Annotated in this window: 15 protein-coding genes; 6 read left to right on the plus strand and 9 right to left on the minus strand. The window is 62.5% G+C overall.

Annotated features, from left to right (window positions below; all coding sequences use genetic code 11):
- Positions 1–310: 310 nt before the first annotated feature.
- From KLP42_RS21285 to KLP42_RS21295, 3 genes are all read right to left on the minus strand, one after another.
- Positions 311–901 carry a cysteine hydrolase family protein gene (locus tag KLP42_RS21285; protein ID WP_252193159.1) on the minus strand — a complete coding sequence of 197 codons (591 nt, stop codon included), beginning with the start codon at positions 899–901 and terminating at the stop codon, positions 311–313.
- Positions 902–1,176: 275 nt separating this feature from the next.
- A complete protein-coding gene (locus KLP42_RS21290; RefSeq protein WP_215569205.1) occupies positions 1,177–2,415 on the minus strand; it encodes a saccharopine dehydrogenase family protein in 1,239 nt (412 codons plus the stop codon).
- Between the two features lie 51 nt (positions 2,416–2,466).
- Positions 2,467–3,564 (minus strand): carboxynorspermidine decarboxylase, encoded by a 1,098-nt coding sequence (locus tag KLP42_RS21295; RefSeq protein WP_215569207.1) that lies wholly within the window; start codon positions 3,562–3,564, stop codon positions 2,467–2,469.
- Positions 3,565–3,825: 261 nt separating this feature from the next.
- On the opposite strand from KLP42_RS21295, the gene KLP42_RS21300 reads away from it, so the two are divergent.
- The 4 genes from KLP42_RS21300 (at position 3,826) to leuA (ending at position 7,592) form a co-directional block, all read left to right on the plus strand.
- Positions 3,826–5,004, plus strand: coding sequence for a benzoate/H(+) symporter BenE family transporter (locus KLP42_RS21300; RefSeq protein ID WP_215569216.1), 1,179 nt, complete (start codon positions 3,826–3,828; stop codon positions 5,002–5,004).
- Positions 5,005–5,044: 40 nt separating this feature from the next.
- Positions 5,045–5,314, plus strand: a complete 270-nt coding sequence (locus tag KLP42_RS21305) for a BrnT family toxin (protein ID WP_215569218.1) — start codon at positions 5,045–5,047, stop codon at positions 5,312–5,314.
- A complete protein-coding gene (gene brnA / locus KLP42_RS21310) occupies positions 5,295–5,543 on the plus strand; it encodes a type II toxin-antitoxin system BrnA family antitoxin (protein WP_215569220.1) in 249 nt (82 codons plus the stop codon). Before KLP42_RS21305 ends, brnA begins: the two co-directional genes overlap by 20 nt.
- Positions 5,544–5,867: 324 nt before the next feature.
- Positions 5,868–7,592 (plus strand): 2-isopropylmalate synthase, encoded by a 1,725-nt coding sequence (gene leuA, locus KLP42_RS21315; RefSeq protein WP_215569222.1) that lies wholly within the window; start codon positions 5,868–5,870, stop codon positions 7,590–7,592.
- A 63-nt stretch (positions 7,593–7,655) separates the two neighbouring features.
- Here the strand turns inward: leuA and KLP42_RS21320 are convergent, their stop codons facing one another.
- From KLP42_RS21320 to KLP42_RS21330, 3 genes are all read right to left on the minus strand, one after another.
- Positions 7,656–8,492: an anti-sigma factor family protein gene (locus KLP42_RS21320; protein ID WP_215569224.1), complete on the minus strand. Its 837-nt coding sequence runs from the start codon at positions 8,490–8,492 to the stop codon at positions 7,656–7,658.
- Between the two features lie 4 nt (positions 8,493–8,496).
- Positions 8,497–8,982, minus strand: coding sequence for a sigma factor-like helix-turn-helix DNA-binding protein (locus KLP42_RS21325; RefSeq protein WP_215569226.1), 486 nt, complete (start codon positions 8,980–8,982; stop codon positions 8,497–8,499).
- A gap of 88 nt (positions 8,983–9,070) precedes the next feature.
- The gene (locus KLP42_RS21330; RefSeq protein WP_215569228.1) at positions 9,071–10,024 is read right to left on the minus strand and encodes a metallophosphoesterase family protein; all 954 of its coding nucleotides are present in this window, start codon (positions 10,022–10,024) and stop codon (positions 9,071–9,073) included.
- A 59-nt stretch (positions 10,025–10,083) separates the two neighbouring features.
- Between KLP42_RS21330 and KLP42_RS21335 the strand changes: the two genes are divergently transcribed.
- The gene (locus KLP42_RS21335) at positions 10,084–10,605 is read left to right on the plus strand and encodes an NUDIX domain-containing protein (protein WP_502941335.1); all 522 of its coding nucleotides are present in this window, start codon (positions 10,084–10,086) and stop codon (positions 10,603–10,605) included.
- Positions 10,606–10,614: 9 nt separating this feature from the next.
- Here the strand turns inward: KLP42_RS21335 and KLP42_RS21340 are convergent, their stop codons facing one another.
- Positions 10,615–11,610, minus strand: coding sequence for a glutathione S-transferase family protein (locus tag KLP42_RS21340; RefSeq protein ID WP_215569230.1), 996 nt, complete (start codon positions 11,608–11,610; stop codon positions 10,615–10,617).
- A 265-nt stretch (positions 11,611–11,875) separates the two neighbouring features.
- Between KLP42_RS21340 and KLP42_RS21345 the strand changes: the two genes are divergently transcribed.
- Positions 11,876–12,409, plus strand: coding sequence for a GNAT family N-acetyltransferase (locus KLP42_RS21345; protein ID WP_215569232.1), 534 nt, complete (start codon positions 11,876–11,878; stop codon positions 12,407–12,409).
- 6 nt (positions 12,410–12,415) lie between these two features.
- On the opposite strand, the gene KLP42_RS21350 is transcribed toward KLP42_RS21345, so the two are convergent.
- Both KLP42_RS21350 and KLP42_RS21355 read right to left on the minus strand, forming a co-directional pair.
- Positions 12,416–13,138 carry a class I SAM-dependent methyltransferase gene (locus tag KLP42_RS21350; protein WP_215569234.1) on the minus strand — a complete coding sequence of 241 codons (723 nt, stop codon included), beginning with the start codon at positions 13,136–13,138 and terminating at the stop codon, positions 12,416–12,418.
- Positions 13,128–13,574 (minus strand): GNAT family N-acetyltransferase, encoded by a 447-nt coding sequence (locus tag KLP42_RS21355; protein ID WP_215569236.1) that lies wholly within the window; start codon positions 13,572–13,574, stop codon positions 13,128–13,130. The genes KLP42_RS21350 and KLP42_RS21355 overlap by 11 nt, the downstream gene beginning before the upstream one ends.
- Positions 13,575–13,675 lie beyond the last annotated feature (101 nt).

Here is a 13,675-nt window from a genome sequence, read left to right on the forward strand (position 1 = left end):
TGATGACAGCCGCCCCGCAAGGGGCGGGAATGCCGCTATCAAAACAGTTCAAAGATCACCGCCGAAAGCGGCGGTAGGCTCAGACTGGACCGTCAACGGAGAAAATCGGGGTAAATCGAGGCGTCCAGTTGTTCAACGCAAATCCATCTCAGCCGGTCGAATTGGGTTGGCAACCTGTCCTCGATTACCATGTCACGGTTTTTGGTGCACACGGACTACCGGAAATAGCCGAGATGCCAATGAAAAACCCCGCCGAATTTCACCTGCGGGGTCGGCATTTCCCTCAATGCTCAAGCGCTGACCCGGGCTCTCAGAACTCCTCGACCCCATCGCAGTCCTCGTTCTGAACGTGCGTAGGGCGTCGCTCTTGCCGCGCCATCTCCACCACATCCTCTACCCCGACAACGCGCCCGATCTTGCCATCCAGATAGCGGAGGGTGACCCGTGCGTGTTCGTCATCATAGGAGCCGATGCATTCCCTCGGCAGCAGAACGCGGTAGTCGCGTTGATAGGCGTCGATGGCGGCGGTTCGGATGCAGGCGTGGGTGTTGATGCCGCAGAGCACGAGATGATCGATGTTCTGCTCTTGCAGGTGTTGATCCAGCGTGGTGCCGAAGAAGGCGCTGTAGCGCTTCTTGATGAAGGTCACGTCGCTTTCAGAGACTTCGAGGTCTGGATGGATCTGCGCGCCCTCTGTTCCCTCGATCACGCCGGAAATGTTTTTGTCGCGCATTTCCAGAAAGGCATCGCTCAGGTCGGCGCGGAATTCCTGCCGTATCCAGACGATGGGCAGTGTCTTTGCGCGAAAGGTGCGGACGAGGCGGTTCGTATTGGCGACCAGGGAGGTGACGACGCTGGTTTCAAGCGACGCGAGGAAGTCGTTCTGCAGGTCGATGATCAAAAGGCAAGGTTTCATGTCGCTGATCGTTATGGGCTTGGCACGACAGACATGTGACGGAGTGGGTTGCCAAGTCTGAGGTCGTCATGTTCGGCCTTGTGCCGAGCATCTGCCGTGGCATCCGCGCTCTCGACCCCGCAACCTGCCGCCAGCGGCAGTAGATCCTCGGGACTTCGCCCGAAGATGACGGCGGTGGGACTTGTGCGCCAACGAAAAAACCCGCCAGATCGCTCCGGCGGGGTCCTGATTCCCTCAATCCTCAAGCGCTATCCGCGCTCTCAGAACTCCACAGCCCGATCGCCGTCCTCGTCCTGAATGCGCGTCGGCAGGCCGATCTTGTTCAGGAGGTTGATGAAGGGCTTCGGCGGCAGTTCTTCGACGTTGGCCATCTTCTTCACATCCCATTCGCCGGTGGCGACCAGCATGGCCGCAGCAACCGGCGGGACACCCGCCGTGTAGGAGATGCCCTGGCTGCCCACTTCCTCATAGGCTTCCTTGTGGTCGGCGACGTTGTAGAGGAAGACGGTCTTTTCCTTGCCGTCCTTGAAACCCTTCACATAGTCGCCGATGCAGGTCTTGCCTTCGTAGTTGGGGGCGAGCGAGGCCGGGTCGGGGAGGCAGGCCTTGACGACCTTGAGCGGCACGACTTCGGAACCGTCGGCGAGCTTGACCGGCTGTTCGGAGAGGAGGCCGATCGACTTCAACACGGTGAAGACGTTGATGTAGTGATCGCCAAAGCCCATCCAGAAGCGCACGTCGGCGCCGTCCATGTTTTTCGCCAGCGAATGCACTTCGTCATGGCCGCAGAGATAGGCGCGGCGGGTGCCGACGACCGGCAGGTCGTAGTCCTTGCCGATCTCGAACATCTTGTTGACCTTCCATTCGCCGCCCTGCCAGGAATAGACGACGCCGGTGAACTCGCGGAAGTTGATTTCCGGGTCGAAATTCGTGGCGAAGTATTTTCCGTGGCTGCCGGCATTGATATCGACGATGTCGACATCGGTCACCTTGTCGAGATATTCGTCCTTGGCGAGACGCGCATAGGCGTTGACCACGCCCGGATCGAAGCCGGCGCCGAGGATGGCGGTGATGCCCTTTTCCTCGCATTCTTCCGCACGCTTCCACTCGTAGTTTCCATACCACGGCGGGGTTTCGCAGATCTTGTTCGGCTCTTCATGGATCGCGGTGTCGATATAGGCCACACCGGTGTCCATGCAGGCGCGCAGCACCGACATGTTGAGGAAGGCGGTGCCGACATTGATGACGATCTCGGTGCCGAGCTTCTTGATCAGGGCCTTGGTGGCCTCGATGTCGAGGGCGTCGAGCGCATGCGCTTCCAGAACGCCCGGCTGCTTCATTGCCTTCTTTTCGTGAACCGAGGCAATGATGGCGTCGCACTTGGCCTTGGTGCGCGAGGCAATGTGGATATCGCCCAGCACGTCGTTGTTCTGCGCACATTTGTGCGCCACGACCTGTGCGACGCCGCCGGCGCCGATGATGAGCACGTTCTTTCTCATGATGGGGACCAACTCCTTGTCCAATCGTCAGAAACCTTCGCCTGAGGAATTTCAGGAAAGGCTTTGTTCGTAGTCCGTGTATGAAAATTCACGGACCGTCCTGAGGCTGCCATCCAGTTCGCGGATGGCGATTGCCGGCATTTTCACGCCGTTAAACCAGTTTTTCTTGACCATCGTGTAACCTGCGGCGTCCTGGATGGAGATCCGGTCGCCCACATTCAGCTCGCTCGGAAAATCGAACTCGCCGAAAATGTCGCCGGCCAGGCAGGACTTGCCGCAGACCATGTAACGATGTGGTCCCTGGTTGGGGGAAACCTTCGCGCTTTCACGGTAGATCAGAAGATCCAGCATGTGCGCTTCGATGGATGAATCCACCACGACAAGGTCCTTGCCGTTGTAGAGCTTGTCGAGCACGGTGACTTCCAGCGTCGTTGATCTGGTGATCGAGGCTTCGCCGGGCTCGAGATAGACCTGCACGTTAAATTCGCCGGCAAACCGCTTCAGCCGTTCGGCGAATTTTTCGAGCGGATAGTTCTCGCCGGTGAAATGGATACCGCCGCCGAGGCTGACCCATTCCGCCCTCTTCAGAAGCGGCGCGAATTTCTCCTCGATCTGGCCGAGCATGGTGTCGAACAGGTCGAAATTGCCGTTTTCGCAATTGTTGTGGATCATGAAGCCGGAGATCAGTTCCATCACCGGTTCGACCTGTCTGACGTCCCATTCGCCGAGCCGCGAGAAGGGGCGGGCGGGGTCTGCCAGATCGAAGCTGGAGGAGGAGATGCCGGGGTTGAGCCGCAGGCCGCGAATGATGCCGGCGGATTGCTTTTCAAAGCGTTGCAGCTGGCCGATCGAGTTGAAGATGATCTTGTCGGCGTGCGACACCACCTCGTCGATCTCGTAATCGGCATAGGCCACCGAATAGGCATGGGTTTCCTTGCCGAAACGCTGATGGCCGAGGCGCACTTCGTTGAGCGAGGACGAGGTCGTGCCGTCCATGTAGTCGCGCATGAAATCGAACACGCCCCAGGTGGCGAAACATTTCAACGCCAGAAGCGCCTTGGCGCCGGAGCGTTCGCGCAGGGTCGCGATCTTCTCCATGTTGGCAAGGAGCTTCGACTTGTCGATGAGGTAATAGGGAGTCTGGATCAAGGCTTTATCCTTCGTGAACCCAGCCGTTTCCGGCGGAAGTGAACGGGACGCCCCGAATGCGTCGGAGGGGGTCCTATGCAAAAGGGGGGAGGAAGGCAAGAGGCAAAGCGGCGCCTTGGCGCTTGAACAGCTGTTCACACCCGATCTGCCGGGCGTTTCCCCAGGGGGCGCGCGGATTTTGCCGGCTTTCAGGCTTGTTCGTCCGGCCGGTTTCTGGTCTCACTTCGCGCCATTGTTCAATTCGCCATGCGGGTCACCTTCATGCTGAAAGATTTCTCCGTTCAGGCCATGGTCATGGGCCTGCTTGCGGCCTTTGTCGGCTTCGTCAGTTCCTTTGCCGTCATCATGCAGGGGTTGAGCGCGATGGGGGCGGGCGCGGAGCAGGTGGCCTCGGCGCTTCTGGTGCTGTCGGTGCTGATGGGCGTGCTCGGCATTCTGCTGCCGCTGTGGCATCGCATGCCGATCAGCATTGCCTGGTCGACGCCGGGAGCGGCGCTGCTCACCAGCGTCGGGCTGATCGAGGGCGGCTTTCCGGCCGCCGTCGGCGCCTTCATTCTCTGCGCCGGGCTGATCGTGTTTTCGGGCCTGTTTTCGCCGCTCGGCCGGGCGATCCGCATGATCCCGGCACCGCTTGCCAATGCCATGCTCGCCGGCATTCTCGTCAATCTCTGTCTGGCGCCGGTCAAGGCGGTGGCCTTCGATCCGTGGCTCGGCCTGCCGATCGTCGCCACATGGATGCTGGTGGTGATCTGGAAACGGCTCTGGGCAGTGCCGGCCGCGCTGGGTGCCTTTGCGCTGGTGCTGGTCTTCGGCGTGGACCTGCCGCCGGATGTGCTCGCAAGGCTCGGCCAGTCCGTTCATCCGCAGTTCCTGCTGGTGGCGCCGGTGTTCACCCTGCATGGCTTCATCTCGGTCGCCGTGCCGCTCTTCATCGTTACCATGGCCTCGCAGAACATTCCGGGTATCGCCATCCTGAAGGTCAATGGTTACGAACCGGCGCCGAATCCGCTGTTTGTCGCCTCCGGCCTGTTCTCCGGCATGGCCGCGGGCTTTGGCGCGGTGCCCGTCAACCTGGCGGCGATCACGGCGGCGATGTGCGCCAGCGAGGAGGCGCATCACGATCCGCAGCGCCGCTACTGGTCGGCGATCGTCGCCGGTATCGCCTATATCCTGTTCGGCCTGCTGGCCTCCGGCATCATCGCCTTTGTCGCGCTGTCGCCGCCGATCCTGTTGCAGGCGGTGGCGGGGCTCGCCCTGGTCGGCGCCTTTTCCAACGCCGCCCAGGCCGCCTTCCGCGACGCCGAGACACGCGAGGCGGCCGCGATCACCTTCCTCGTCACCGCCTCCGGCTCTGCCTTCGCCGGCATCTCCGGCGCCTTCTGGGGGCTGTTGGCCGGGGCTGCGATGCTGGGGCTGAAGCGGGTAGCGACGAAGGGTTGAGGTTCTCGATTTCGCCGCATGGTTGTGATTTGATGCAGGTATGGAATTCGAGTTCGATCCGGCAAAGAGCGCTGCAAACAAGGAAAAGCATGGGATCGATTTTGTCGAAGCCCAGGCTTTGTGGTACGATGATTTTCGCGTTGATGCCGATGCAAGCCATGATCTTGAGTTGAGACGGATCACCATTGGCCGTATTGGCGAGAAATTTTGGACCGGTGTCTATACGATGCGCGGGGATGTCGTCCGGATCATATCGGTGAGGCGCGCCAGATTGGCGGAAAGGCTTCTTTATGCAGAAAATAACCGCTGAGGAATTTGACCGTAAGTTCGACGATGGCGAGGATATCAGCGCCTATGTGGATTGGAGCAAGGCCACCCGACCCAATCTGGAACCGGTGGAGATGACCGTTGTCGTGAAGCGCGGAACACAGCTGCGGCTGGACAGGCGTGCCAAGGAGCTTGGGCTTTCGCGCGACGCTCTTTTGGAGATCTGGCTGACGGAAAAGCTGGAAGACCAGCGGAAGGATGCCGCCGAATAACCCGCTTGCACTCCCTTCAGTGCCGCGCTATCACATCTTCATGACGATCAACGGCACATCCATTGATGCGACTGAAATGACGGCGCGCCCTGCGGCGGGCTTTGTCGCGTCGGTGCTAAACTCGCTTCTTCTCCTCGGCCTTATCCGCGGTTGCCGGGTCCGTTGAGGAGCGCCCGGCGGCCGATCGAGCCTGCCGGCATCAGCTCCTCGCACAAATCCCCATTTGAAGACCAAAAGCCTCATCCGAGGCCTTGATCCACCGTCACGGCGCTGTAACAGCCTTGGGCCACAAGCGCCGACGCTGGACGCGAAGGAGAAGAGATTATGGACGCCAAGATTTCCGCAGCCGCCAACACTGCTTCCGGCAAGAAGGGCATGCCCGATGCCGCCCGCAAGTATCGTCCTTACCCCACCATCAACATTCCGGACCGCACCTGGCCGTCGAAGGTGATCGACAAGGCGCCGATCTGGTGTTCGGTCGATCTGCGCGATGGCAACCAGTCGCTGGTCAACCCGATGGGCCATGACCGCAAGGCGCGCATGTTCAAGCTGTTGCTCGACATGGGCTTCAAGGAAATCGAGATCGGTTTTCCGTCTGCCTCGCAGACCGATTTCGACTTTGCCCGCTGGTGCGTGGAAGAGGGCGGCGTGCCGGAGGATGTTTCCCTGCAGGTGCTGGTGCAGTGCCGTCCCGAGCTGATCACCCGCACGTTTGAATCGCTGGAAGGCGCGCACAAGCCGATCATCCACTTCTACAATTCGACCTCCGAACTGCAGCGCCGCGTGGTCTTTGCGAAAGACGTACCCGGCATCAAGCAGATCGCCGTCGATGCGGCGAAGATGATCATGGATATGTCGGCCAAGGCCGGCGGCGGCTACCGCTTCGAATATTCGCCGGAAAGCTTTACCGGCACGGAGCTGGAGGTGGCGCTGGAGATCTGCAATGCGGTGATTGCGGAAGTGAAGCCGACCGCCGACAACAAGCTGATCCTCAATTTGCCGTCGACCGTCGAAATGGCGACGCCCAACATCTATGCGGACCAGATCGAGTGGATGTGCCGCAACATCGACAACCGCGAAAACGTCATCATCTCTCTGCACCCGCATAATGACCGGGGCACCGGCATTGCCGCGACCGAACTCGGCCTGATGGCCGGTGCCGACCGCGTCGAAGGCACGCTGTTCGGCAATGGCGAGCGCACCGGCAATGTCGATGTCGTCACGCTGGCCCTCAACATGTTCACGCAAGGGGTCGATCCCGAGCTGGACTGCACCGATATCGAGCGCATCAAGGCCGTCTATGAATATTCCAACGAGATGACGATCCCCGAGCGGCACCCTTATGTTGGCGAACTGGTCTATACCGCATTCTCCGGCTCGCATCAGGATGCCATCAACAAGGGCATGAAGGCGATCAAATCGGCCAATTCGCCGCTCTGGGAAGTGCCGTATCTGCCGATCGATCCGCAGGATGTGGGCCGCACCTACGAGGCGATCATCCGCATCAATTCGCAGTCCGGCAAGGGGGGCATCGCCTATATTCTGCAGCAGGACTATGGCATCAACCTGCCGCGCAACCTGCAGGTGGAGTTCCGCGAGGATATCCAGCGCATCACCGACGAGGAAGGCAAGGAACTGCCCTCGAAGCGCATCTACGAGCGCTTCATCGAGCGTTACGTCGAGCAGCCGGAAGGCCGGATCAAGTTCGTCGATCACCACACCTATCCGGCCGGCATCGACCAGAAGGGCATTCGCATTGTCGCCGCCGAGATCACCGATAACGGCGAGACGAAGCGCATCGAAGGCAAGGGAACCGGCCCGATCGACGGTTTCATCAATGCGCTGTCGATCTATCTCGGTGTCGATCTCTCGGTTGCCGATTATTCCGAGCACTCACTGCAGCACGGCTCCAACGCCGCAGCCATCGCCTATGTGGAAGTGGAGCATGCGGGCGGCAAATTGTTCGGTGCCGGCATCAACAAGAACATCGTGACGGCTTCGCTCGAGGCCATCGTGTCGGCGGCCAACCGGGTGCTGTCCGGCAAGTGAACGGATTGTCGGGGCGGCCTTCGGGTCGCCCTTTCTCGTTCGTGGAACAGGATTGCGATCGCGTCAGATGATGCCGGCGACGGTGCGTGCCAGCGTATCGAGATAGGCTTCCGACGAGGGGCCGGTCAGCACGTAATTCGCCTGCAGGCCCTGCCAGGTGACGAGGCCGATATCGTCGCGGATGATCTGGCGCATCTGTGCGTCGGGGTCCTGTGGCGCGATCAGCTTGGTGAAGGCGATTGCGATCACCTCTCCCTCGGCATTGCGATAGAGAAGCTGACCGACGGGACGGCCACCGGCCGAAAACAGCCGTGCGCCCATGAATTCCAGGTTCTGCGCCGTCAGGTCCGGAATGCGGAAGGAAACGCCGGTCGTTGCCATCAGCCATTCGACGATATGCGCCGACTCGTTGGCGGGAATCTCCACCAGATGCCGCGACTGCCGGGAATAGAGGCGATAATAGGAGGCGACATCGTCCAGCCAGGCCTTGGTCGGATCGCCGGCCATGTCCGCATAGGTCGTCATCTTCGGCCGCTCGGCCGCCATGTAGCCTGCGCCGGCGCCAAGCCCGAACATCAGCAGCGAGGTGACCATGGCCACGCCGAAGCTCGGCTGCGGACGCCAGGGCACCCGCGCCGGTTCCGGAAGGCTGATGGCGCGGCGCGGCGGCGCGGCGGTCTTGATCGAGCGGACGAGATCCAGAGAGACCGGTGCCTTCAGCATGGCCTCGAAGGCATCGCGGCCCAGCCGGTCCGCAGCCTGCAGGCTGTCGCGCAGCGCGCGGGCGGTCATGTCCGTGGCCAGAAGCGCCTCCACTTCCTGCCGTTCCGTCTCGCTCAGCTCGTTGTCGATAAAGGCGGAAAGCCGCATGTCGAGAGGGGCGTTGCGCAGGCTGTCCATCGGCTCAGGCTCTCCGCTCGGTGCTCTGGCTGCCCTGGGTGGCGAGTTCGCGCCGCGCCAGCAGCATGCGCACCGCCACTGCATCCTGTGTGATGCCCATCACGCTCGCGGCCTCGGCGTAGGTCAGGCCCTCGACGCCACAGAGCAGGAAGACCGGGGCGCTGGTGCGCGACAAGCCCTCCAGCGCCGGCTGTCCCGGCAGGACGCGGCCCTGCTCCGCCCGGCGGCCACTGTCATCGCGCTCCGCCTGGTTCTTGCGGCGGCGGGTCTCTTCCGTCCACAGTGCGCGCATCAGGGTGAACGCCCAGTGCAGCAGGGACTGGCCGGGCTTCAGCTGTCCCAGCTTTTCGACCGCTGCCTCGCAGGTTCGAACCACCAGCGGGTCAACGCGGGTCGTATCGCGCGCCAGAACGGTGGCAAAGCGGCGGAGCTGGGGCAGAAGCCCCACGAGTTCGCGTCGGATATCGGTCTGCGCAGGCATTTCGTTCATGAGAACAGTGCAACGTCCCTGGTGGTGATTCTTGGCGCGAATCAATCAGATCCGCAAATACATCAGGTGGGGCTTTCCTCAGGCTGGCTCAGAATTGTGCCGCAATTGAGGGACGTTGCGCAAGTCCCGCTTCCGATCCGTATAATAACCGCCTTTGTTCGAGCGCAATGGCATCGGCCTCAGCCGTCAGGCCGTAGCGTTCGCACATCAGGTTCCAGGCGCCGGGCTCGCCGGAGAGCGAAAACAGGTTGTAGGCGGCAGGCGGCTTGTGGCCGCCGGGCCCCTGCGAGGCGGAGGCAATGCCCACCACCGGCACGTCGCCGTGATGCGTCCTCAGCTGATAGAGCGTGTTGAGATGGGTGTGGCCGTGCAGCACGAGTTCGGCACCGCCCAGCGACAGAGCCGCTGTGAAGCGGCGGATGCCGATCATCCGCTTGTGCGAGGGGGCGGCACCCCGGATTGGCGGATGGTGGATCAGCACGACCCGAAACAGGCCCTCGTCCTTCGCCCGTTTGAGCAGGTTGGCCGTTTCGCGGGCCTGCCGGGCGCTGAAATAGCCGCCGGCGGAAAAGGGTGGCGTGGCGTTGGAGGTGGAGCAGCCGATGATGGCGACCGGTCCGCGCCGGCGATAGGTGGGGAAGACGTGCTCCTCGTCCGGCCAGTCCTCCGGGCTCTCGTCGCCGGCAATGAACGGATACCACTGGCGCACCGAACGGTCGTGCGCGCCGGGCACATAGGCATCGTGGTTGCCGGGCACCAGCGTCGTTTCGCGAGGGTCGCCGACGCTGTCCAGCCATTCGCCCGCCAGCCTGATTTCGATGGAGGTCGCAAGATTGACCAGATCGCCGGTGATCATCAGGTGGTCGGGCTGGCGCTGGCGCATGTCGCTCAGCAGAAGATCCAGCGTGTTGACCAGAAGATGCTTGCGGCGGTTGCGATGCCAGTTCACAAAGCCGGTGATGCGCTTCGAAGCCAGTTCGCGCAGCGTGAGGCGGGGAAGCGGCCCCAGATGGATGTCGGAAATATGCGCAAACGTGAACATGCTTCGAGACATAGAGCCAAGATGCCCCGCGGGCAAGGCGGATTGCCGGAGGCTGGCCGATGATGGGCGGAAACCGCGCGGCAAGACCTGCCGGCGAGGACAGGGGCATTCCCGAAATCGCCGGTTTTCCCACCCGCGCCATCGTGTTTCTCATGCACAAGGTGTTCGCCGTCACCCGCGGCATGACGCTTGGCGTGCGGGCGGCCTGCTTTGACGAGGAGGGTCGCATCTTCCTGGTGCGCCATTCCTATGTGCCCGGCTGGTACATGCCGGGCGGCGGCGTGGAGCGTGGCGAAACCGTGCCGGCAGCGCTTGTCAAGGAACTGCGGGAGGAGGGCAACCTGGAAATCGTCGGCGAGCCGGAACTCTTCCACGTCTACCGCAACCTCAATGCCAGCCCGCGCGACCATGTGGTGTTCTACCGCGCCACCGTGCGCCAGACGGCGCCCCGCCTGCCGGACCGGGAGATCGTCGAAAGCGGCTTCTTCGCGCTCGACGCCCTGCCGGAGGCGGTCACGACCGCGACGCTCAGGCGTCTGGCCGAACTTTCCGGCGAAGCGGAGAAGCCGGCCAACTGGTGAACGTACCGATTACCCGGTGATGCCCGGCTGGTCGCGTCCATGCGGGGCCGCAAGGTCGAGCTCCGGCCCCAGCGGCACGATGCCGGTCGGATTGATGGTCTTGTGGCTGCGGTAGTAGTGTTCCTTGATGTGCCGCAGGTTCACCGTCTCCGCCACGCCCGGCACCTGATAGAGATCGCGCAGATAGGCCGAGAGGTTCGGGTAGTCGGCGATGCGACGAATGTTGCACTTGAAGTGGCCGACATAGACCGCATCGAAGCGTATAAGCGTGGTGAACAGGCGCCAGTCCGCCTCGGTCAGGCGGTTGCCGGCGAGATAGCGCTGCCGGCCGAGGCGCTCTTCCAACTCGTCCAGCATGCCAAACAGCCGCGTGACGCTTTCGCCATAGGCTGCCTGCGTGGTGGCAAAGCCCGCCTTGTAGACGCCGTTGTTCACCGTGTCATAGACCCGCTCGTTGATCCGGTCGATCTCGGCGATGAGGTCCGGCGGGCAGAAGTCGTCGGTGGAGCCGGTCAGGGCGTCGAAGGCGCCGTTGAACATGCGGATGATGTCTGCCGACTCGTTGGAGACGATGGTATTCTCGCGTTTGTCCCAGAGGACCGGCACCGTGACGCGACCGCTATAGTGCGGATCCGCCTTCACATAGACCTGCCAGAGCGTCGAGGCGCCGAACAGGTGATCCGGCGTCGCATCTTGATCATCCTGGGGCCGGAACTCCCAGCCGTTTTCCGCCATCAGCGGATGGACGATCGAGAGGCCGATCAGGTGCTCGAGCCTCTTCAGCTTGCGGAAGATCAGCGTGCGATGCGCCCACGGACAGGCGAGCGAGACATAGAGATGATAGCGCCCGGCCTCGGCCCTGAAGCCCGCGCGTCCGCCCGGTCCGGCCGAGCCATCGGCCGTCACCCAGTTGCGGAACTGCGATTCGGACCGCTTGAAATGGCCGCCTGTCGATTTCGTGTCGTACCAGACGTCCTGCCAGACGCCATCCACCAGCCTGCCCATGGCATTTCCTTCCAGGTTTTTCTCTGCTTGCCGGCTAATCTGGCAGTCCCGACGGAGAATTTCGACCCCTTGCGCGGTAGACAGTGTGTTTTCGATGGACGAGGCCGGGTTTTGTTGCTAGTGGCAAAATCAATTGAGGAACAGCAAGACATGATCGAAACCCGGACCCTTCGACGACGCTGATCGAGCCTGACACGGTGCCCGAACCTATGGTGGGTGCCGCGCCGAACCGTTGTCCTGTCCGCTTATCTGGTTTCAGCTCCTCATGCACAGCCACGAACTCGTCTATCTTACCGAGGATGCGTCGCACGACGCCATCATCGAGATCATCAATGCCGAGGCCTTCGGTCCCGGCCGGTTTGTCAAGTCATCCGCCCGCATTCGCGAGCAGGGGCCGCATGACCGTTCGCTGTCCTTCATCTGTGCCGATCGCGGCGAAACCATTGCATCTGTGCGCATGACGCCCGTGCGGGCCGGTCATGTGGACGGCCATCTGCTGGGGCCGCTGGCCGTTCGACCGAGCCACAAGAACCGGGGCATCGGCCGCGAACTGGTGCGGATTGCCATCGAGGCGGCGCGGCGGAAGGGATCCGAGGCCGTCATTCTGGTGGGGGACCCGCCCTATTACATGCCGCTCGGCTTCGAGAAGGTGGCCTATGGCGCGCTGATCTTCCCCGGCCCGGTCGATCCCGGCCGCGTGCTGGTGGTGCCGCTCGCTGAAGGCGTGCATGCGCGGCTGAAGGGTGTGATCGGCTGGCAGGACTGGCAGCCGCAGGCACTGGCTGCCGCCGCCGAATAGGGCGCCTCAGTCCTTCGTCCATTCCATCAGATGCGCATAAGGTACGCGGTTATAGGCCGCGCGCGCTTCCGCCGGGCCGCCGATCGCCGGCGGCTCGTCAAAGCGCCGGAGCCTCAGACCGCAGGCGAGAAGCAGCGTCATGTAGCGGCTCAATGGCCTGTGGTGGTTGAGGATGCGGATGCCGCGCCAGGCCTGCCAGTCGGCATGCTCCTCCAGATAGGTATCGACCTGAACGAAGCGCTTGGCACCGGTCTCGTCCTTCACCCAGGCGGTGCCGCCCGATGCGGTGATGAACGGGTTGAGATTGGCGATCAGCAGCGTGCCGCCCGGTGCCGTCACGCGGGCCATTTCCGCAATGGCGCGTTCGATGTCGGGAATGTCGATCAGCGTCAGATAGCTGACGGTCAGATCGAAGCGGCCATCCGCGAAGGGCAGGTCTTCCGCCGAGGCGACGCGGTAGCTGCCGGCCGGGTCTTTTGCGCGGGCTGCGGCAATCAGCGGTTCGGTCGGGTCGATGCCCGTGATGTCGGCAATGCCGTGGCGCTGTCTGAGGCGCCGGCAGAACCGGCCTTCGCCGCAGCCGACATCGAGCGCCGATCTGAAGGGGCGTTCCGCAAGCCAGGCATCGATCACCGGGTCCAGCACGAACTGCCGCGTGAAGTCGCCGTTCTCTCCCTGTGACTCGATCCAGGCAGGGGCGGAGGTGTTCCAGCCATTGTCAGCGTTCATCATCTTCTCCTTGCGTCTCGAAGCACTTGCTGAGCCAGGTGATCGACATGCCGCCATGGAGCGGTCCATGCTCACCGATCACCGAATAGCCGCAGCCGAGATAGGTCTGTCGCGCCTTGGGGTTCATCGTGTCGAGATAGGCGCCGATGCAGCCGCGACGACGTGCCTCCTGTTCGGCAAGCGCCAGCAGTTGCGGGCCAAGGCCTTCGCCGCGGGCGCTTTCGGGAACGAACAGCAGCCGCACGTAGAGCCAGCCGCGTGCCGTATAGCCGACCAGCCCGCCCTCGACCTTGCCCTCGGCATCGCGCAGCAGGATCGAAAGATCGCGCTTGTCGCTCTTGCCGAAGGTTTCGATGTTATAGGCGACGAGCGGTGCCTCGACGGCCTTTTCGTCCTCGGGAGAGATGGTGTCGGTCACGGTCAGTTCGTAGCGCATGCCTGCCTCCTGTGCTCCGTCACGGCCTCTATCAGAGGAGGCCGCGATTGGCGAGCAGGGTGGGGCAGCGGCTACGGGACGCGTAAAGCCCACCGCGGGGC

The organism is Rhizobium sp. CSW-27 (assembly GCF_018760785.1).
Classification (GTDB): Bacteria; Pseudomonadota; Alphaproteobacteria; order Rhizobiales; family Rhizobiaceae; genus Neorhizobium.